The organism is Shewanella sp. SM71 (assembly GCF_025653905.1).
Classification (GTDB): Bacteria; Pseudomonadota; Gammaproteobacteria; order Enterobacterales; family Shewanellaceae; genus Shewanella; species Shewanella oncorhynchi.
On the sequence record NZ_JAKKRW010000017.1, the window covers coordinates 70,194 to 87,834 of the forward strand.

The following is a 17,641-nucleotide window of genomic DNA, read 5'->3' on the forward strand; positions in this document are numbered from 1 at the left end:
TACACATAACTGAACCCCAGCAAAATGCTGGAATTGCTAAAGCGCAGCCGTAGGCTCAGGCTTATTGTCTGTGATTGATATTTTGGGGGAGGCTGAGTGAAGAATGGTTCACACTACTACCCTGCTTAGCAGGTAGCAGCAAATATTGCGGGCTAGTGCTAGGCGTTAAATCCTGTCTTTTGGACAGGGCATCTACTGTCGCTTATGTGTGTGCCCACAGTGGGTCTCCGCAATGATTAAAGTCGCCACATTCTAAGGGACTGAAATGTAAAGTCAACCGCACATGTTATTACATATGTTTTTGTTTGAATTTACACTTTAAGTAAAAGTTAATTTTATGATCATTCTTGGGCTTGCGTGATTTTGTTGGGAGTGCTGGTGGTTTTGCGTGCTAATCATTGTTGTGTGATTGTTTATTTTCTGGCTGGTAGCGGTTGATTTTTGTTGTCGGATTTAACTGTGATATTGAATTGTGGTTTTTAACGGTATGACTTATCTCAGTAAGCTGTATTTGAGTCGCCAGAGATGAGTTAACACTTTATCCATAATGGGGGATTTGGCATTAGTGCACTTCGGGTATACCCTTGTCGTGCCTGCGGTGAGTCATTGTGCTCACTCAGATTAAGTCAGATTAAGTCAGATTAAGTCAGATTAAGAGAGTTTGCTGTATTCAGATTTGGGGGGATTAAGCTGTGGCACATAATATCGATGAGTTGGAATCAATTACTGCACCTATCGATCTTAAGTGCACCGCGAATATCAAGATCGCCAGTATCAATCTGTTTAACTTTATTGAGCCGCCTTTGGCTTACTATGATTTTGAAAATATCTATAGCCATGGGCAATGGCAGAAAAAGTGTCAGTGGTTGAGTGAGTTTCTCGCACATCGCCAGCCCGATATTGTGGGATTTCAAGAAGTGTTTAGCCCTGAACCGCTCAAACAAATCGCCAGTGAGCAAGGTCTAGGGTATTTTGCGATCGTTGATGAGCCAACTCTTATCAGTGATTACATTTATCGTAGCCCTGTGGTCGCGCTTGCCTCCCGTTATCCCATAGTGGAAATCAGCAGTGTCGAACCTGATGCGCGTTTAGTGGCAGCCATGGGATTATCGAGTGAATTTGCCTTTAGCCGTAAGGTGCTGCGCGCAACCGTTGAAGTGCCACATATCGGCAAGTGTGACTATTATGTGGTGCACTTTAAGTCAAAACGTGCCGGATTAGCGCTCGAGCCTAAGCTATTTGAACATCAGTCCCTTGAACATCAACCTCTCGAACATCAGCCACTTGGGTTAGATAACTTGGCTCCCGCAGCAAGCATGAAACTGCATTCAGAAACCCAATTACTCACAGAGCAAGCCTTAGGCCGCTGGGCATCTACCATGCAGCGCGGCGCGGAAGCTGCATTATTATTCAATGGCATATTGGTACGCAGGCAAGAATCTAAACATCCCGTTATCGTGATGGGAGACTTTAATGACAGTCTGACAATGGGCGCCTTAGATGCGTTAACGATACAGGGCGAGAGTATCCACAGTAATGACATTAAAGCCGCTGGCCTTGGGCATTTATCCGATGCGGCATTAGCGGCGGTGTTTGCTCAGTATCAACTTAAGGATGCCTATGAGTTATTTATTGAAGCGAACTTGAGGGACAGTTTGATTGGCAATACCGCTTACCATAGGGAACACAGAGCGGCGACCCATTACTATGGCCCTAAAGGTTCAGTGCTGGATTATATTTTGCTTTCGAGTGAGTTTGATGCGAGCCATGGCCGCAGTTTAGCGCAAGTCATAGATTATCAGACCTGCGATAGACACTTAGTCAGACCTGAATATGAACGCGACGCCTACAGTACTGACCATGCGCCCGTCATTGTTGAGTTAGCGCTACGTAGCTAAGTTCTCGTGTTTGCTTATTAATTCGTCTTATTTCAAATCATGTCAGTTGTCTTTATCGTGCAGGCATCTTTTCGCTACGGTTTTGTTAGCGTTGTGTCATTAACCATTCCTACATCATTTCGCATGAATATCATTCAGAATTAACCGTTAAAATAAGGTATGATCGGCCACCCGTGGATGATGGAAAATAAGCGCTGCGGCGCGTTCGGTACTCGCACTTAGGTGGCATTGGGTATATCATCCGTTTCCCATTTTTAGACAGCAGCCCTTTTTTAGTGGCGGCCCTATTTTTAAAGGCAACTATGGCTATCAGAATCAAACTTAAACCCGGCCGCGAGAAGTCACTCGAGCGTCGCCATCCTTGGGTATTTTCCAATGCTATTCATAACATTAAGGGAAAACCTGAAGCGGGTGAGACAGTCGATGTGGTCGCGCATGATGGTCATTGGTTAGGTCGTGGTGCTTGGTCGCCTGAGTCGCAAATTCAAGTGCGGATTTGGACTTTCGATCGCGAAGAGGAAATTGATCGCGAGTTTTTTGCCAGACGTTTACAGCGGGCGCAAATCGGCCGTAACGATTTAATCCGCGAGCAAGGCTTAACGGGCTATCGTTTAGTGGCTGCTGAGTCCGATGGTTTACCTGGGATCACCATCGACAGATATGCCAATGTGCTGGTGTGCCAGTTACTGAGCACAGGTGCTGATTTATGGCGCGATACCTTAGTTGAGCTATTGGCTGAGCAATATCCTGATTGCGCTATTTATGAGCGTTCTGATGTGGATTCCCGTAAGAAAGAAGGCCTGTTGCCGGTTACGGGTTTACTGCACGGCACTCTGCCAGAAATGCCAGTGATTATCGAAGAAAACGGCATCAAGATCGCCGTCGATGTGATTAAAGGCCATAAGACAGGTTTCTATCTCGATCAACGTGATAACCGCGCCATTGCCGCCCGTTTTGTCAAAGATAAATCGGTATTGAACTGTTTTTGCTACACAGGGACTTTTGGTCTGTACGCTGCGAAAGCAGGCGCTGCCAGTATTGAAAACGTCGATGTGTCTTCTCTCGCCTTGGCGACAGCGCGCCTCAATATGCAAGTGAACGGTTTGAGTGATGACAATGTGCATTACAACGAAGCCGATGTGTTCAAGTTGTTGCGCCAGTACCGTGATGAAGGCAAAACCTTTGATGTGATTGTGCTCGACCCGCCTAAGTTTGCCGATAACAAGGCACAGTTAAACGGGGCTTGCCGTGGTTATAAAGACATCAATATGATTGCATTGCAGTTGTTGAATCCGGGCGGCGTGTTATTGACCTTCTCTTGCTCAGGATTAATGCCTGCGGATCTGTTCCAAAAAATCGTGGCCGATGCCGCGCTCGATGCGAAACGTGAAATCCAGTTTATTGAACGCTTAAGCCAAGCGAGCGATCACCCTATCGGTAGCGCCTTCCCAGAAGGATTCTACTTAAAAGGTCTAGTCGCCAGAGCTTGGTAAGCCAAGAGCTTGATATAAGCTGTCTGCGATGGGCAGCTGAGTTAGATAACATTGAACCCTAAAAAGAACCATAAAAAATGCCAGCCCTTTGAATAAAGTGGCTGGCATTTTTACAGCATATTTTTTACTGTGCATTTTTACAATCAGCAGCCTTGTGACTGTGATAGGATTTTTACACTTAACTTATTTGGCGGTAAAGGTTTTTACGCCATCAGGGGTGCCAACGAGTAACACATCCGCACCGCGTTTGGCAAACAGACCGTTAGTCACTACACCGACTATCTCATTGATCTGACTTTCTAATTCTTTTGGATTAAGGATCTTAAGATTGTACACATCGAGGATCACGTTGCCGTTATCGGTAACAACGCCTTCACGGTACACAGGATCGCCGCCAAGTTTAACGAGTTGACGCGCCACATAAGAGCGTGCCATCGGAATGACTTCTACGGGTAGTGGAAATTCGCCTAGTATGTCGACTTGCTTAGTGTTATCCACGATACAGATAAACTTCTCAGCCACTGCCGCGACAATTTTCTCGCGAGTTAATGCCGCGCCGCCGCCTTTAATCATATCCATGCGGTCGTTGATTTCATCGGCACCGTCCACATAGACAGATAAACGATCGACGCTGTTTAAGTCATAAACGGGAATACCCAGCGCTTTCATTTTCTGAGTTGATGCCTCAGAGCTAGAGACTGCGCCTTCGATATCGGCTTTCATGGTCGCCAGTGCATCGATAAAGTGATTCACAGTCGAACCCGTACCAACACCAACAATGCTGTCTTTTTCAACGTACTTAAGTGCGGCCCAACCGGCAGCTTTTTTCATTTCATCTTGAGTCATGTTGACATCCTGTAACGGCAAATGAGTAAAAAATTCTGGGCTTAGTATACTCTTTTCCGATAAATAATGTGGCGCAATTCCACCGTGGGTGTGATCTAGATTGCTGGCATTTTCACATTAGCAACCAGTCCCAATAACGTAAGTAACTTAAGCAGTTAAGTTGGAAAGCATTTCGCTATACGCAACTAATCTAACTAAGCTACTATGGCAAAAGCAGAATGATTTATTGAGGATTTAGCATGGCAGGCGCGAGTTTATTAACCTTACTTGACGATATCGCATCGATTTTGGATGACGTAGCGGTAATGAGTAAAGTAGCGGCAAAGAAAACCGCGGGTGTACTGGGGGATGATTTAGCCCTCAATGCCCAGCAAGTGACGGGCGTAAGCGCCGATCGTGAATTACCCGTCGTGTGGGCAGTGGCCAAGGGGTCATTCCGTAATAAGTTGATTTTAGTACCAGCAGCAATGCTTATCAGCGCTTTTATTCCCTGGGCTGTCACCCCTTTATTAATGTTTGGTGGACTGTTTTTATGCTACGAAGGGTTTGAAAAACTGCATCACAGCTATAGCCATAGAAAAGGCCAGCAACAACACGAAACCCAAGTAGAGAATGAGTTACCTGAGATTAAAGATTTCGCCGCCTACGAGGCCGAAAAAGTCAAAGGGGCGATTCGTACCGACTTTGTGTTATCGGCGGAAATTATTGCCATTACCCTTGGTATCGTGGCGGACAAATCCCTATCGACACAGTTTTTTACGTTAGCTGTCATAGGGATAGTCATGACCATAGGCGTGTATGGCTTAGTGGCGGCAATTGTGAAAATGGATGATGCGGGTTTGTACTTGAGTCAACGTGAAGGCGCCTCTGTATTAACTCAAATGAACCGTAAATTAGGTTTTGGTTTATTGAGTGCAGCTCCCGTATTAATGAAAAGTTTAACGATTATTGGCACGGCAGCCATGTTTATGGTGGGCGGTGGGATTTTAACTCATGGCCTACACCTAGTCGGCGAGCAAATCCACCATGCTGAACAAGCGGTTGCTGCCATTGGTGTTGTTGGACCTGTGTTTGCTGTGCTGACGCCAAGTATTCTTAATGGCTTATTTGGTGTCGTTGCTGGCGCTGTTGCACTTATTGCGATGACAGGAATACAGAAATTGCGTAGTTAACTAGCTGCGCGCATCAACCATCAAGGATGAGCACGATGAAGTTAATGAAGTACTGTGTCTCCCCGAGTAAGCTGGCTTGGTTACGTAAAGAGTTTGGCAAAGATGCCGATGGGTTAATGGCGGTAATGGATGCTGCTGGCACGGCTTATCTTGATAACCTCAATGCCTTGACCGAGCTGCAGAAAAGTGAGCAGGTATCGGCCAAGGCTGAAAATGCAATTAAAGCTAAAACTCAACTTCAAGCGCAGCGTCAGTGGGCATATTTGTGGCTGCAGCAACGTATCGCTTTGACTACACGTATTGATGATATTGAACTTGCAGCGTTAGCAGCTTTTGAATTTCAACATGTCCGCATCGAGGTGGTTGAACCATCGGAGTTCGATGCGGTTGTCGCGCGATTACAGGCTGAGCAAGTCTTAGGTTTTGATACTGAAACCCGTGCAAGCTTTGAGCGCGGCGTGCAACATCCCTTGAGTCTTATTCAAATCGCGACAGTGGATACCTGTTATTTATTTCAGCATGCCATTTTGGGTGAGCAATTCACCCAGTTAAAAGCCTTATTAGAAGATGAAACCATACTCAAAGTCGGGGTTGGTTTACGCAGTGATGCACACGCTCTCAGGCGGCAATGGGGCATTAATGTCGCCTCAACATTAGATTTAAATTGGGCACTGGCTCAACTTGGAGCGGAGAAGGAAATGGGGACGCGCCAGTTAGTTGCGGCGCTTTTGGGTGTACGTATCGACAAACCTAAAAAAGTCACCTTATCGAATTGGCAGCACGTGCCTTTATCCAGTGCGCAAATTCATTATGCCGCCGCCGATGCCTTGGCCGCACTCAAATGCTTCAACGCGTTAATCACTCAACTGACACCCTTTTATCATGCATCGAGTGCCGCAAAAGCCGCATTATCAATTCCTTCAAGTTTGATAGTGCCATTGGCGAAATATTTTAAGGATGCAGAATGAAACACAAAACCCAAGATGCCGCAAAAGTTAAAATCATGTCATTACATTCGGATGCGAGCTCACAAGGCACCAGTACTTTAGGTTTGATTTACCGCGTACTTGGCATCTTGCTTCTGTTAAGTGTTATCACTTTTGGGATTAATGCTTGGGCATAGATAGCGGTATTGCCAGCAGTCGAAAATAAAGGAGAACACTATGTTAGATGCTATTTGTGAACTCGAAACAGAGGATCATTTAATTGCGAGAACGACTTATAGTGTTTTTAAGTTTCAACAATTACCCGATGAGGATATCGAGCGTTTGCGGCAATGGTTAATTTGCCCCGCCTGCGGTGGTAAAGCATATTTCCGTAAAGCCTCAAAAGACGGTAAAGCCGCTTGTTTTGGCTCGCGATATCACCAAGCTGATTGCATTGAATTTAAACCTTCGGCACAAAAATCCCGTGAAGAACAAGATGCCCTCGAAGTGCAGCAACAGCTGGTGGATGCCGATGCGTTAATGATCGATTTTAGCCGTAAACCTCGTCGCCATACGCCTGCAAACAAAGTTTCGACAACACAGGCATTAAGCGGCAAGACTGAGCCAACGCCTAAATTGTCCTCTATGCCTGAGTCATCGAAAGCGTCTGTTGCATCGTCAGTGGATGATCGGATACAAGAGTCGAAAACAGGCTACCAAGTTAACACCGCTGAACATACCACTGAAAAACGAGTGCCTAGCCAAGGGCTCGAAAAGTTACTCCACAGTTTATTGCGCGGTACAGATTTGGCGAAATCGGATCTCTGGGTATACGCAGACGCTGAGCGAAAATACCGTTGGCGGGCGAAGAACCTGTTTGTCAATTTTGCCGATGCGGACCCAAGCGATAATAAACCCCACATGTATTGGGGCACGATATCCCACACTGACCCGACGATGAGTTGGCTTAACCCCGCCGACAGCAAAGATATCGGCATTCCTATCGATGGGATAAAGCAACCATTATTAGCGCAATTTGAAATAGAAGATAAACGCTGCTTTGAAGGCGCTGGTTTGATTTTATTTGGTAAATGTTTTTGGAATAAAGAAAAGACCCGCAAAATTATTCAGCTATGGAATAACGATTTGCAGCGGATTTTTATCTCAAAGTTGGAAGATTAGCTTCGGGCAGAAACTAAAAAGAGGGGAGTAAAGGGGCGATTCCCGACGCACAAAAGCGTTACAGCAAAAGTCCCTATCTATATCACGCTTATGAAAGCGCTTACTTGCCGCAGCACTTCTTGAATTTTTGACCGCTACCACAAACGCAAGGCTCGTTACGATTCGGTTTTTTCTCGAAAGTCGTGGTCTTAGGCTTATTTAATAAACCGTCTAATTCAACAATATCTTCAGCGACGTCGGCATTGACTTCGATATTGGCGAACAGCTGGTGTTCGGCAACAATCGCGGCAACTTCGAGTTTACGCGCTTCGTCGGCAACAATTAATTGTAATGGTAATGCTTCTGTACCCGGTTTAGCGGCACGTTTAGTGTTGTAGCCATAGCTTTCGTGCTTTGGCTTAGGGGTTTTACGACCCTTGAAGAAAAATTTGTCAGACATGAGTGGTTCCGTCGAGCTGTGTATGAAATTGACGATGCTTATACTATAAAACGCCGATTTTATAAATCGAACTCAGATCTTTTTTCGATAAATGCGCGTCTTTAACCCTTAAGCACCTCAAAATGGCCGAAACGGCACACTTATTCGACGTCATCAAACTGATTTGTTGTGGGATCATTTAGTCGAGTTACTATTAACCTATGGGCTCTAAACTAAGTATCTACTACGTCATATCGCTAATATGCGATGGCTTTTTAATCTCAGTGGCAGTTAAATCAACAGCAATAGCCTAACTTGTTTGAAAAACCTTCAGTTAATGAGTTTTGCCATAAAAAGTACTTTACCTTTGGAGGTGCTTTTAGCATAATGCCCCACGTCAACAGGGGTGTAGTTCCAATTGGTAGAACAGCGGTCTCCAAAACCGATGGTTGCGGGTTCGAGTCCTGCCACCCCTGCCAAATAAAACAACGGCTTGCATAGAAATATGCGAGCCGTTTTATTTTGTTAGAAAAGTTGTTAGAAATGTCTAATCAGCTTTTTGAATAACGATTCACTTCTTAATACTGCCGATAGTTGGCACTATCTCAGTTCTGCGGTCATAAACGTTCACTTGGCCAACGGTTTTATGCCCACTAAATTGCTGCTTGTCGTGAATGTTTCCCTCAAAGTCAGAGATGCCTTTCGCTTTGATGTCGTGAAATGTGAACGTTCGTTCAATGTCTGGATATTGTAATGCTAGTTTGTCTATCGCTCTGCGCCAACTGCTGCGCAGACCATCTGCTGTTAACCTGCCTCCACCTGTTTTGTTGATTACAAAGACGCTGGCAATACCTTTGCGTAATGTTTTCGCTTCATTAATGAGTTCATGCAAGCGTGGCGACCAAGCCTTGATCTGTTTCTTGCCAGTTTTACCCTGCTGAATAAAAATCCCTTCATCCATCACTTGTGACCACTTTAGTGATAGCACATCGGCTTGTCGCGCTGCACATAGATAACTGATCTCACAAGCAATTTTTAGCCGCTGTTCGCAGCACTCAAGCAGTGCGTTAAACTCATAGTCAGTGATGTACCGATCACGTGATTTATTCTTGAATTTCTTAACGCCTTTAGCAGGGTTTTCTTTGCAATGACCACGCTCGTATCCCCAGCCGAAGACTACACTACATGCTGATAATTCGTGATTTGCCTGAGTACGACTTGTGTTCCCTCTAATATCCATGTATCGACGAATGTAGTGTGGCTTAATTGTGTCTGGTTCCATTTCGCCAAAGACTTTATTAAACATCGCTAGTTCTCGTTCTCTATCCCTTTGCGAGCGAGGTGCTAGTTCTTTGAATGTTGCAGATGCCTGGTATTCGTCAGCCATGCGTTTGAATGTGTACTTGGCCAGTGATTTTTCAATAGCTGCTTCGTATGCAGTCCAAACTTCTGCACGTGTTGAAGATGCAGAGCACAAGGTAATTGTGCGCTTGCTGTTTTTCATGATGTAGCTGGTAGCTTTACCGCGAACTTTATGCAGGTATACGCCTTTTGGCATCCATGCATCTTCTGGTTTGCGTTTAGCCATTGCTTATTGCTCCAAAATTAGGAACATTGTCATTTGCTACCGCTCGATGTGTAAATGGGTAGTTTACCGCCGTCCATGTCACTACAGGCTTACCGTCACTACGTAAGTGATAATGTATTCCTTGTAACTTTAGTTGCTTGATTTGGGCGCTTGCTTTCGTATAGCCGGTTAGCTCTATTAATTGTTGCTCTGTTAGCATTTCGTTTAAAATGGTCGCCATATTAGTTATCCATAATGCTTGAGCAAAGAATTATTAATCCTTTGGCTCCGATATATTTGCGACTATTTTCTCATTCATTTTTTCAAGTTATGAACTCTCAAACTGCCCAATACGGACACATAAAGCCTTTTTTATGGTGATTAAAATTGGAGTTAACGCCTATCCCGCTTGTTGTAAAGATACAAGCTTCCGAAAGTCACCACTGTGAAGAAAACGAATAATCCCAGTAATCCCCATATTAACGGCGTCATCGCTCATCCCTCTCGTTATTTAACATCTATTGTTTATAATAGCTTGGACTTGGAAGGAGGGCATTATGGCAAGAGCGTTTGAGCAGATTCTGGAGCAGGAAAAACCAGAAGTGGTTTTGCAAGCTAATGAGAAGGCTGCGGAAATTCTAAAGGATATTGATGAGAAGGCAGAGGCGTCAGCCGCTAAGGAGCAATCCGACGGCTGACGATGAAGTGGATATAAAAACTTTCACATGTGAAAGTTCTTGTGCCTCAGCATGATTCAACTGAAGTTGAACCAGCCTTCATCTTCGAGACGAGGTAAATTCCCGTAAAACTCTTCAGTAGCCCTTTCCTTATGTTGTTCACTAAATTTTCCATTGTTTAAGTAAGAGTGGAATGAGTTAACATAAAACTCCTCTTTAATTCTTCTTATCAACAACTTAACATCTTCCTTGTAGATGATCGTTGGTTTCTGAGTCATCCAGTCGCTCCACTCAATCTCAACCTTATCAAGAACCTCATCTATCAAAGATTTAAGTTCATCGACGGCATTCAACGCACTTTTTTCATCGGCGTGTTGATACGCACTTATTGGTAGAAGAAGGCCCTGAATGGTTTCTTCGGTTGACCACGCGCCATCTGATAAAAAATACTCTTTGTTTTTAAAGTTAAGGTGTAAGTGATATGCCATGACCAATCTCCTCTTTGCTTAACACAGAGCTATTTTTACTCAAAAACTAGTCATAGTTGGCACGCCAAAGTGCCCATTTTGGACACTAGAAAACTTTCACATGTGAAAGTTTTTAGCTGGTTTTGACTTAGGTTCTTCGACAACCTTGACCTTGCGCCCAGATGGAGCATAAAACAGATACCATCCCCCAAATTCAGTGGTTTGTTCCGCCAGAACATCTCCCGTTTCTGTGTCAATTAGAGCTACTCTAATTCCATCTCGCTCAAGCTGGCCTTCAACTTCACTAATTTCAGTTAACGGTAAACGTAACCTATTTACTCCGCCTCTAATCAATCTTGTTGATTCCACAGCTTTGTAACGAGGGGACAAGTTGAAGCCGCTACCTACCTGAATGGTGTAACTTTGATAAGGTGTGAGTGAATCAACGATGGCTGGTGTTACAACTTCTCTTTCTGCCACTGTTGCAGTGATACCTTCAACTTCGGGCTCAGTTGGTTCACAGATTCCGTTAAGGTTTAAATCTTTACAGGTTGACAGTTCCAACTGAGCTTGACTGCGCTGAGGAGTTCTTGATAATCCAGTTCGGCCAAAGCTACCACTGACTGATAAAGTAACGTTGTTACCGCTATTAGACGAGTGGTTGAACGAAGCTGATACAGTTGCAAATTTCCAGTTCCAAAGATCAGCACGTAGGCTTTGTTGCTGGCCTTCCCATCCATGACCAAAATTGCTTGCCGTGTAGCGATAAGTTAGCCGTCCCAGATTAAATCGTTTTGATACCTCTCCATTGAAACGTTCTATATGTTTAATACCATCAAGCTCTTTACTTTCATGCTCATAGGACGCTAAAACCTGCCAACCTTCCGCCATGTTAGCAAGCATTCGCCCTCCCAACATATTGGATCTGACACCATTGGTTAAACGATTGGAGTAGTATGGAGATAAAGAAATTGATGTATTCAGAGCCTCAAGGCGAGCGCTGTGATACGTGCGTAGCGTCGTTTCTTGAGTTTCATAACCGCCGTGCGTGCGGGAAGAGTACTGAATAGTTGGTTGGAACAGAGAGCGTGATGAAACACTAACAGAGCGCAATTGATAGTTGTCTAAATCACTTAATTGCCCAAAGATCGCAAGATTGTCATCCTGCCAAGAGCCGTTCAGAGCGTACCCACTGCTGCCATACCAAGCAGGCTCAAATGAAAAATCATCTCTTGAATATAAAGCGGAAAAATAATGTCTTTCCTGTTCATCCTGACCAGCGAAAAGCGACAATTCGTTAGTTACTCCGTAGGCCAAGTGACCAATTAGTTTGCTTTCATTTGAGATTGGAGACTTGCCTATAGCTGCCTGGTAGTTTAGACCTCCTACTGGCGCAAGTCGTCCCGAAATGGCTCTTTCTACTGTTTTGGTGTCCGTTGTGCCATCGGGCAATACAGCGTCAAATTTATATAGATTAGTGCTGTAATCCAGCTCGATTTTGTAAGAGAACGGCTCACTATCCAGAACCAGAGATTCTAGATAGATTTCGTCACGGTATACATCTACCCTTGTTCCAACAGGCCAGTACAACTCTATCTGGTCACTAGAAAATGAACCTGTAGCCAAATAGTTCTCGTTGGTTGCAGCAAAGCCATCCAAGCCATATCGCTGCACTCGTCCCAGCTCAACGTCTTTTATATAGCGATTGTCTTCGCTATGCCATTGTGATGAGAAATATGACTCTTGCCCTTCTAGTCCAGCTCTAACATCAACATCGAGATCTGCTACGCGGCCTGTTCCCGTGATGTTACCCGCAATATCACCTTTGTTTTGATAGGTGAGAAAGTAGTCAAAGGATTTCACATCCAGCTTAGATACAGCTGGTTCAATTGTAACCTCTGGTTTGGCTGTCTTGGGTTTGATCGTGCTATTACGTGTGTAAAAGTAGATGGTTTGTTCTGACCAAACAATTTTGACGTGACCAAGGTTGTTTAACCTTTCCAAGGGTAGTGATGCGGTGGTGTTTACACCAGCAGCTTGCCATAGCCCTGGCTCAGCCGTGGTGTTATCTACTTCACGAGAAACAAGGTATTCCCCCTTGTTTTGTCCGTTCATGACAAACTTCATCAAGTAGTCATCTGCACGTGTTGGTGAGGCTGTAAGTGTGAAAGCTGCGGCCAAGATAGAGGGCACAAAAAATTTCACATGTGAAAGTTTTTGCTTCATCACTCAGACTCCTCTCTGACAGGCAGTCTTAGTGTAATTCTTGATTGAACCCCTTGTTTGCCTTCGCCTATTACAGCATAAGAAAATGCCATCTTAGCGTCTGGCTTTAATACTTTCCCATCACTCTCAAGGGCTTTTACTACTTGCCGCTCTCCAGGGAGAAGTTGGAAGCGTCGGGGAAATACTTGTACCCCATCTGGTGGGGTGATTTTCACGATTATTGGCGAATTTAGGGTATTTGAAACTGGGATTTCAGTCGCTGACTTACGACTAATCTCCACGTCATGGAGCTTAAGTTGAAATGCCGCCGTAGGTACAGATATGAAAGCTGCTAGCGTCACTATCATGATTGAATTAATAAGGGGCTTCATAGGGACCTCGAAAAGACTAGGAACTAGCTGAGCCAGTTCCTACACGTTTGCTTACTGATAATCGATTTGAAGATCGACAGTTCCTGTGAAGATCCCTTCTTCCCACGCGCTGAGCTGCATGAATCCTGATGAGGCTGTGGCGGGTTGGCGATACGACCAGGCGATATAAAGCTCGCCCGAAGAGGCGGTGGTTGCTGAAACTGGTGCTGCGTTTATACCAACGCCAGCGCTTGTTTTAGATATGGCGTCCGCGCAATCAACAGTTGAAGTGGTTAGATTAACCTTTGGTGTTCCTGAGAAGCTCAACGTTGCCCCTCCAGGCGCAGCAGGATTTGACAGGTTAGTAATTGTAATACCGACGTTTTTCGCCATATCCCCTTGCACTTTTAAACACCCTGGCTGCGCTGTGTCCTCTGGATTTTGTGCCAGATGAGTTGCCCAGTTTTTTAATGAGAAGCCACTTGTAGGGGATGCTCCTGCCTTTCGTTCAAGCGTCATTTTGTATGGCTGAATCTCGACTATTGAAAGAGCTGGCGGTGTTGCTGAAATTTGAGAAGTTCCGGTGCCTGTACCAGCAAAAGCGGCTGTGGACGACAGGGTAATAACTGCTACGACAGCGGCGTTTTTAAATGTTTGCATTGATTGCATCTCCATGTGAATGAAATAGTTGTGCGTTATTCGCATGGATAATTTTGAAGGCGATTACCTGATATCTTGGTACGCCAAATTGCCCTTTTTGGACAAAGTGGCGTAATGATTAGGGTTACGATAATTACGGTATTATCGTAATTATGATAATTACAGTAATCGAAATTTGTCCTGACGTGACAAAGTTAACTTAATGAAATAATTGACTAATTTTGTTTTTAGAGTTGTTGACAACTCCCTCCGTCTTGCTATTATTTAAATAACGGTAGCTGGCCTTTAAACAGCATATTCATTCGCGTAAGGATTAATTCCTTCGCACATCAAATAGCCCATTCATGATTTGTGTTTGGGATACCAAGTAAGGCATGGGGCCTCGCTTGTTCATTGTTTTAAACTTTGAACAGGGGGCTTTATGCGTTCCAATGTATTCAAACCGCTACCGTTCCTGCCAGATAACCATCACCTAAATAGATGGGCGTTTGGCTACTATTTGGTCAAAATTGGCTTTTCGAATTCAATCGTTCAGAAGGAAACTTCCTTCAGCTATAAACAAGTTAGAAAAATAAGAGAGGACCTTTCCATTCGTGAGCGTAGGTGCGCAACGTATGGACAAAATATTCTGTCAAAGTCCGATTGGGTGAGTTATTCATCTGCAATACAAATTTACTGTGAATTACGCGAGAAACTAACTCATCTAGAATCAGTTCTTGAAGCATACACATGGTTAAAAACTAGAAAAGATTTTGATATTTCAGGTTTATACAAAGCCTGTGAGGAAATAAGTGCTGGGGAGGCTTTTTTTGCTGAATGTGTACATTGTGAAAATGAAGTTTTCAGTGGGCCGGGTTTGAGAGATAAAGTTGTCAGTAAATTCTGCCCTGCTTGTGGAAAAAATAATTGGGAGCATCCAAAAAGTGAGCATCGCTTGGGGCATATTGCTTCATCTCCCAAGCGTAGTCAGCAACAGGCTTTATTTTAAAGACGTTAAGGAGATTTGTTATGTACACACAAATTACAAAAATTGAAATGGTAATCGCTGGCTTAGCAATCGGAAGTTTGTTCGGAGTGGACATTATTAAAATTGCTGGAATGATATTAACTTCAATCTTAATGGCAAGTTTTTAATAAAGGGAGGTAGCTGGCCTCTCTAAACAAACAGCATATTAATTGATTTGGTAAGCGGAAAACTTTCACATGTGAAAGTTCCACCGTGAGTTCATGCCTGGCATGAGCAGCCTTATAGGTTTAGACCTGTCTGGTTAAAGCGTATCGCCATAACCCCCCGTTAATCAGGCGCGAATGGGGCGGAGTGCTCAACAGCCGCGATCGCAGTGCCTCAACTTTTTATTCGTTGAGGTTTGTTATGACCGTACAAATTCACCCTTCTTATTTCCACAAGATTGTATTGTCGGAACCATTTTCACAAATGATCGATGTGGCGGCTGCAAGCGGCTCAATAACTCATAAGGCCTATGTATGCTTGGCTATTGCTCACTCTGCCAAACTGCTTCCAATCGCTGTAAATCCAGCAGTAGAAGCTGAAATTAATCGCCGCAATACGATACTTGCTATCCAATATGGCATAGCTGGAGGTGTTGCATGAGCGAGTTCATGGAGAATTTTTCGTGGCTCGATTTGCGACACGCTGTAGAACATGAGCCAGCTCCCCTCGATTTTGTGTTACCAGGTTTCAAATCAGGAACCGTGGGTGCACTTGTATCACCTGGCGCGACAGGGAAAACGATGCTTGCGTTACAAGCTGCCATCACAGTATCTGGTGGCCCTGACATGCTTAATTTCACTGGCATGGACACAGCATGGCAGCGAAATGTTGGTCGAGTTGTATTCCTCACAGGTGAAGATCCTTCCGATGTGCTTAATGGGCGTTTTTATTCTATCGGTGAACGCCTTAAACAAATAGAGAAGGAAACAGTATTCACTAACCTACATGTTGCTCCCCTTGTTGGCCGTGGCGTGGATGTGATGACGATAGAATGGCGGCGCTGGCTTGCCAGCGTCACTCGTGATGCACGGCTAGTCATTGTTGATACGTTGCGGCGCTTTCACAAACTCGACGAGAATGACGGCGGTCACATGGCTGGACTGCTAGCCTACATGGAGCAACTTTGCCGTGAGAACTCAACAACAGTGCTATTCCTTCACCACACAAGCAAAGCCGGAGCACTCAATGGTGGTGATGCCCAGCAAGCCAGTAGGGGCAGCTCAGTTCTGACTGACAACGCTCGATTTCAGGCGAATTTGATCGGAATGACTCTAGATCAGGCTAAACAATTCAACATCGATGAAAATTGCCGCCGTAACTTTGTACGACTGTCATTCCCAAAGATCAATTATTCCGCACCGATAGAAGATCGATGGTTCCAAAGAGGTCCTAGAGGTGTGCTAGAACCAGCGCAGCTTTCGTATGGTGGCTCTTCAAAATTGACGATGAAGGAGAAATATGGAAAGCCACGGTTAAGCAAAGTTGTTGGGGTGGGAGGCGAGAATGACTGGTAATGAAGTCGTGCCTACTAGCACAGTATTACAAGCGCGAGTCATGTTATATCAACCATCGTTACGCCCAAAGGAAATGCAAGGCGATTGGATCTCAACATCGTTCGGTCGCTGTCGCGTCAATGGCCGCTTAGGGCAACGACATGCTGATGTGGTTGAAGCGATAATGTACACGGCAGAGCGTAAAAGAGAGATTTCTGATGGGGGAATTGTGATCCAGCCAAAGTTCGTCGAATTCTGTCTGACCATAACTACAGTTTGTCTCGTCTACAGTCGTTGTTAAAAGACCTCCGAAGCGCAACAGTTGAAATTGTCACGCCAGAGTTTGAGCTGTCAGGAGATCGGATTATTGGTGGGCTGATCGATCACGTGATCCCTTCACCTAAAACGCGTTACAACCCACTTACAGGAGGTGAGCGTCACCTCTGGCGAGTAAGACTAGGCATTGCTCTAGTAATGCTCTTAGAGCGAGACCTCAATCTATACTACTCACCTGGACCCATAGCCCGACTTCAACATGGAGTTAGTCAAGCTGTGGCTCGTCATGTGTTAACCCATCAAAACAATCCAAATGGTGGTTGGTACACTGATACTCTACTCCGAGCTGTATATGGTCAGAATATTACAAGCATGGATCTACGCAATGGCCGACGGCGGTTGAAGGAAGATAGAGAAGGTTTAAAGATGGTAGGCGTTGAGTTATGCGAAACTGCAACCCGGATAATGCGTGCCACAGCGGCCTGATTGGATTTACTGTGCTGAGGAGAACGTGCCACAACGGCCCAATAGCGTGTCACAACGGCCAGACAGTGTGCCACAGTGGCCTGGATGCGTGCTACTGCGGCCCGATTTCGGCAGTATCTACAGGATATTCAGTATATTCAGGGCGGCATAGCCTTCCGCCTTTATGGCGTTCGGCTAACCGCTAAGCTCTCTGGCCCTGCAAAGCCTTTCCCCTTACCATACTGGCTAGGGGGATTCTTCGAACTTCTCAAACGGTTGAAAAGGATGCTGAAGGGCGGCCAGTAAGCCGTCCTTAAATGAAAATGGGACAAAAGCGTGATAGACCCTTTGCTCTAACTCGTCAGTTTCGGATTAAAATTTCTATGGGTTTAACGCTTGGCTTTGCGGCGTGCTGGAGCGCAGCGTAGGTACGTCCGCCAACAGCCATTGGTTAGGTAGACACTCACCAAAGTCATGACTTAGACCCCAGAAGATAATCTACCATTGCTGACA

19 protein-coding genes and 1 tRNA gene are annotated in these 17,641 nt (G+C 44.9%); 13 read left to right on the forward strand and 7 right to left on the reverse strand.

Annotated elements, in window-relative coordinates:
* Positions 1-692: 692 nt before the first annotated feature.
* Together L5L97_RS16425 and L5L97_RS16430 are read left to right on the forward strand one after the other, a co-directional pair.
* The gene (locus tag L5L97_RS16425; protein WP_263182870.1) at positions 693-1,898 is read left to right on the forward strand and encodes an endonuclease/exonuclease/phosphatase family protein; all 1,206 of its coding nucleotides are present in this window, start codon (positions 693-695) and stop codon (positions 1,896-1,898) included.
* A 302-nt stretch (positions 1,899-2,200) separates the two neighbouring features.
* Positions 2,201-3,391: a class I SAM-dependent rRNA methyltransferase gene (locus tag L5L97_RS16430; protein WP_012090004.1), complete on the forward strand. Its 1,191-nt coding sequence runs from the start codon at positions 2,201-2,203 to the stop codon at positions 3,389-3,391.
* 183 nt (positions 3,392-3,574) lie between these two features.
* On the opposite strand, the gene rpiA is transcribed toward L5L97_RS16430, so the two are convergent.
* The gene (gene rpiA / locus L5L97_RS16435; RefSeq protein WP_028761507.1) at positions 3,575-4,237 is read right to left on the reverse strand and encodes a ribose-5-phosphate isomerase RpiA; all 663 of its coding nucleotides are present in this window, start codon (positions 4,235-4,237) and stop codon (positions 3,575-3,577) included.
* 239 nt (positions 4,238-4,476) lie between these two features.
* Here rpiA and L5L97_RS16440 point away from each other — a divergent pair, with 239 nt between their 5' ends.
* From L5L97_RS16440 to L5L97_RS16455, 4 genes are read left to right on the forward strand one after another with little or no spacing between them, the layout of a single operon-like run.
* Positions 4,477-5,409: a DUF808 domain-containing protein gene (locus tag L5L97_RS16440; RefSeq protein WP_105251669.1), complete on the forward strand. Its 933-nt coding sequence runs from the start codon at positions 4,477-4,479 to the stop codon at positions 5,407-5,409.
* 35 nt (positions 5,410-5,444) lie between these two features.
* On the forward strand, positions 5,445-6,377 hold the full coding sequence (locus tag L5L97_RS16445; protein WP_263182871.1) for a 3'-5' exonuclease: 933 nt from the start codon (positions 5,445-5,447) through the stop codon (positions 6,375-6,377).
* Complete coding sequence (locus L5L97_RS16450) at positions 6,374-6,532, forward strand: hypothetical protein (protein WP_168822757.1); 159 nt, start codon at positions 6,374-6,376, stop codon at positions 6,530-6,532. The genes L5L97_RS16445 and L5L97_RS16450 overlap by 4 nt, the downstream gene beginning before the upstream one ends.
* A 40-nt stretch (positions 6,533-6,572) precedes the next feature.
* Positions 6,573-7,517, forward strand: coding sequence for a hypothetical protein (locus L5L97_RS16455; protein ID WP_263182873.1), 945 nt, complete (start codon positions 6,573-6,575; stop codon positions 7,515-7,517).
* Between the two features lie 100 nt (positions 7,518-7,617).
* Here the strand turns inward: L5L97_RS16455 and L5L97_RS16460 are convergent, their stop codons facing one another.
* Positions 7,618-7,956 carry a PBPRA1643 family SWIM/SEC-C metal-binding motif protein gene (locus L5L97_RS16460; protein ID WP_113939267.1) on the reverse strand — a complete coding sequence of 113 codons (339 nt, stop codon included), beginning with the start codon at positions 7,954-7,956 and terminating at the stop codon, positions 7,618-7,620.
* Positions 7,957-8,337: 381 nt separating this feature from the next.
* On the opposite strand from L5L97_RS16460, the gene L5L97_RS16465 reads away from it, so the two are divergent.
* Positions 8,338-8,414 (forward strand) — tRNA-Trp (locus L5L97_RS16465).
* Between the two features lie 92 nt (positions 8,415-8,506).
* Here L5L97_RS16465 and L5L97_RS16470 read toward each other — a convergent pair.
* Both L5L97_RS16470 and L5L97_RS16475 read right to left on the reverse strand, forming a co-directional pair.
* Positions 8,507-9,523, reverse strand: coding sequence for a tyrosine-type recombinase/integrase (locus L5L97_RS16470; protein ID WP_263182875.1), 1,017 nt, complete (start codon positions 9,521-9,523; stop codon positions 8,507-8,509).
* Complete coding sequence (locus L5L97_RS16475) at positions 9,516-9,743, reverse strand: DUF4224 domain-containing protein (protein WP_011625439.1); 228 nt, start codon at positions 9,741-9,743, stop codon at positions 9,516-9,518. Before L5L97_RS16475 ends, L5L97_RS16470 begins: the two co-directional genes overlap by 8 nt.
* A gap of 316 nt (positions 9,744-10,059) precedes the next feature.
* On the opposite strand from L5L97_RS16475, the gene L5L97_RS16480 reads away from it, so the two are divergent.
* Positions 10,060-10,200 (forward strand): hypothetical protein, encoded by a 141-nt coding sequence (locus L5L97_RS16480; protein ID WP_263182882.1) that lies wholly within the window; start codon positions 10,060-10,062, stop codon positions 10,198-10,200.
* 56 nt (positions 10,201-10,256) lie between these two features.
* Here L5L97_RS16480 and L5L97_RS16485 read toward each other — a convergent pair whose 3' ends face one another.
* The 3 genes from L5L97_RS16485 to L5L97_RS16495 all read right to left on the reverse strand — a co-directional run bounded on the left by L5L97_RS16485 (position 10,257) and on the right by L5L97_RS16495 (position 13,882).
* A complete protein-coding gene (locus tag L5L97_RS16485; protein ID WP_263182884.1) occupies positions 10,257-10,667 on the reverse strand; it encodes a hypothetical protein in 411 nt (136 codons plus the stop codon).
* A gap of 96 nt (positions 10,668-10,763) precedes the next feature.
* Positions 10,764-12,872: a hypothetical protein gene (locus L5L97_RS16490; protein ID WP_263182886.1), complete on the reverse strand. Its 2,109-nt coding sequence runs from the start codon at positions 12,870-12,872 to the stop codon at positions 10,764-10,766.
* A gap of 422 nt (positions 12,873-13,294) precedes the next feature.
* Positions 13,295-13,882, reverse strand: a complete 588-nt coding sequence (locus L5L97_RS16495; RefSeq protein ID WP_263182888.1) for a hypothetical protein — start codon at positions 13,880-13,882, stop codon at positions 13,295-13,297.
* A gap of 421 nt (positions 13,883-14,303) precedes the next feature.
* Here L5L97_RS16495 and L5L97_RS16500 point away from each other — a divergent pair, with 421 nt between their 5' ends.
* From L5L97_RS16500 to L5L97_RS16520, 5 genes are all read left to right on the forward strand, one after another.
* Complete coding sequence (locus L5L97_RS16500; RefSeq protein ID WP_263182889.1) at positions 14,304-14,870, forward strand: hypothetical protein; 567 nt, start codon at positions 14,304-14,306, stop codon at positions 14,868-14,870.
* 20 nt (positions 14,871-14,890) lie between these two features.
* Positions 14,891-15,016, forward strand: coding sequence for a hypothetical protein (locus tag L5L97_RS16505; protein WP_263182892.1), 126 nt, complete (start codon positions 14,891-14,893; stop codon positions 15,014-15,016).
* Positions 15,017-15,254: 238 nt separating this feature from the next.
* Positions 15,255-15,494, forward strand: a complete 240-nt coding sequence (locus tag L5L97_RS16510; protein ID WP_263182893.1) for a hypothetical protein — start codon at positions 15,255-15,257, stop codon at positions 15,492-15,494.
* Entirely contained in the window at positions 15,491-16,408 is a 918-nt protein-coding gene (locus L5L97_RS16515; RefSeq protein ID WP_263182894.1) for a helicase RepA family protein, read from the forward strand. Before L5L97_RS16510 ends, L5L97_RS16515 begins: the two co-directional genes overlap by 4 nt.
* Positions 16,398-16,688: a hypothetical protein gene (locus L5L97_RS16520; protein WP_263182896.1), complete on the forward strand. Its 291-nt coding sequence runs from the start codon at positions 16,398-16,400 to the stop codon at positions 16,686-16,688. Before L5L97_RS16515 ends, L5L97_RS16520 begins: the two co-directional genes overlap by 11 nt.
* Positions 16,689-17,641 lie beyond the last annotated feature (953 nt).

Excerpts from the sequence above, each read along its gene's own strand:
- L5L97_RS16470 (WP_263182875.1), bottom strand. The coding sequence starts at position 9,523 with ATGGCTAAACGCAAACCAGAAGATGCATGGATGCCAAAAGGCGTATAC.
- L5L97_RS16430 (WP_012090004.1), top strand. The coding sequence starts at position 2,201 with ATGGCTATCAGAATCAAACTTAAACCCGGCCGCGAGAAGTCACTCGAG.
- L5L97_RS16445 (WP_263182871.1), top strand. The coding sequence starts at position 5,445 with ATGAAGTTAATGAAGTACTGTGTCTCCCCGAGTAAGCTGGCTTGGTTA.
- rpiA (WP_028761507.1), bottom strand. The coding sequence starts at position 4,237 with ATGACTCAAGATGAAATGAAAAAAGCTGCCGGTTGGGCCGCACTTAAG.
- L5L97_RS16480 (WP_263182882.1), top strand. The coding sequence starts at position 10,060 with ATGGCAAGAGCGTTTGAGCAGATTCTGGAGCAGGAAAAACCAGAAGTG.
- L5L97_RS16460 (WP_113939267.1), bottom strand. The coding sequence starts at position 7,956 with ATGTCTGACAAATTTTTCTTCAAGGGTCGTAAAACCCCTAAGCCAAAG.
- L5L97_RS16490 (WP_263182886.1), bottom strand. The coding sequence starts at position 12,872 with ATGAAGCAAAAACTTTCACATGTGAAATTTTTTGTGCCCTCTATCTTG.
- L5L97_RS16510 (WP_263182893.1), top strand. The coding sequence starts at position 15,255 with ATGACCGTACAAATTCACCCTTCTTATTTCCACAAGATTGTATTGTCG.
- L5L97_RS16475 (WP_011625439.1), bottom strand. The coding sequence starts at position 9,743 with ATGGCGACCATTTTAAACGAAATGCTAACAGAGCAACAATTAATAGAG.
- L5L97_RS16520 (WP_263182896.1), top strand. The coding sequence starts at position 16,398 with ATGACTGGTAATGAAGTCGTGCCTACTAGCACAGTATTACAAGCGCGA.
- L5L97_RS16450 (WP_168822757.1), top strand. The coding sequence starts at position 6,374 with ATGAAACACAAAACCCAAGATGCCGCAAAAGTTAAAATCATGTCATTA.
- L5L97_RS16440 (WP_105251669.1), top strand. The coding sequence starts at position 4,477 with ATGGCAGGCGCGAGTTTATTAACCTTACTTGACGATATCGCATCGATT.
- L5L97_RS16515 (WP_263182894.1), top strand. The coding sequence starts at position 15,491 with ATGAGCGAGTTCATGGAGAATTTTTCGTGGCTCGATTTGCGACACGCT.
- L5L97_RS16505 (WP_263182892.1), top strand. The coding sequence starts at position 14,891 with ATGTACACACAAATTACAAAAATTGAAATGGTAATCGCTGGCTTAGCA.
- L5L97_RS16455 (WP_263182873.1), top strand. The coding sequence starts at position 6,573 with ATGTTAGATGCTATTTGTGAACTCGAAACAGAGGATCATTTAATTGCG.
- L5L97_RS16485 (WP_263182884.1), bottom strand. The coding sequence starts at position 10,667 with ATGGCATATCACTTACACCTTAACTTTAAAAACAAAGAGTATTTTTTA.
- L5L97_RS16500 (WP_263182889.1), top strand. The coding sequence starts at position 14,304 with ATGCGTTCCAATGTATTCAAACCGCTACCGTTCCTGCCAGATAACCAT.
- L5L97_RS16495 (WP_263182888.1), bottom strand. The coding sequence starts at position 13,882 with ATGCAAACATTTAAAAACGCCGCTGTCGTAGCAGTTATTACCCTGTCG.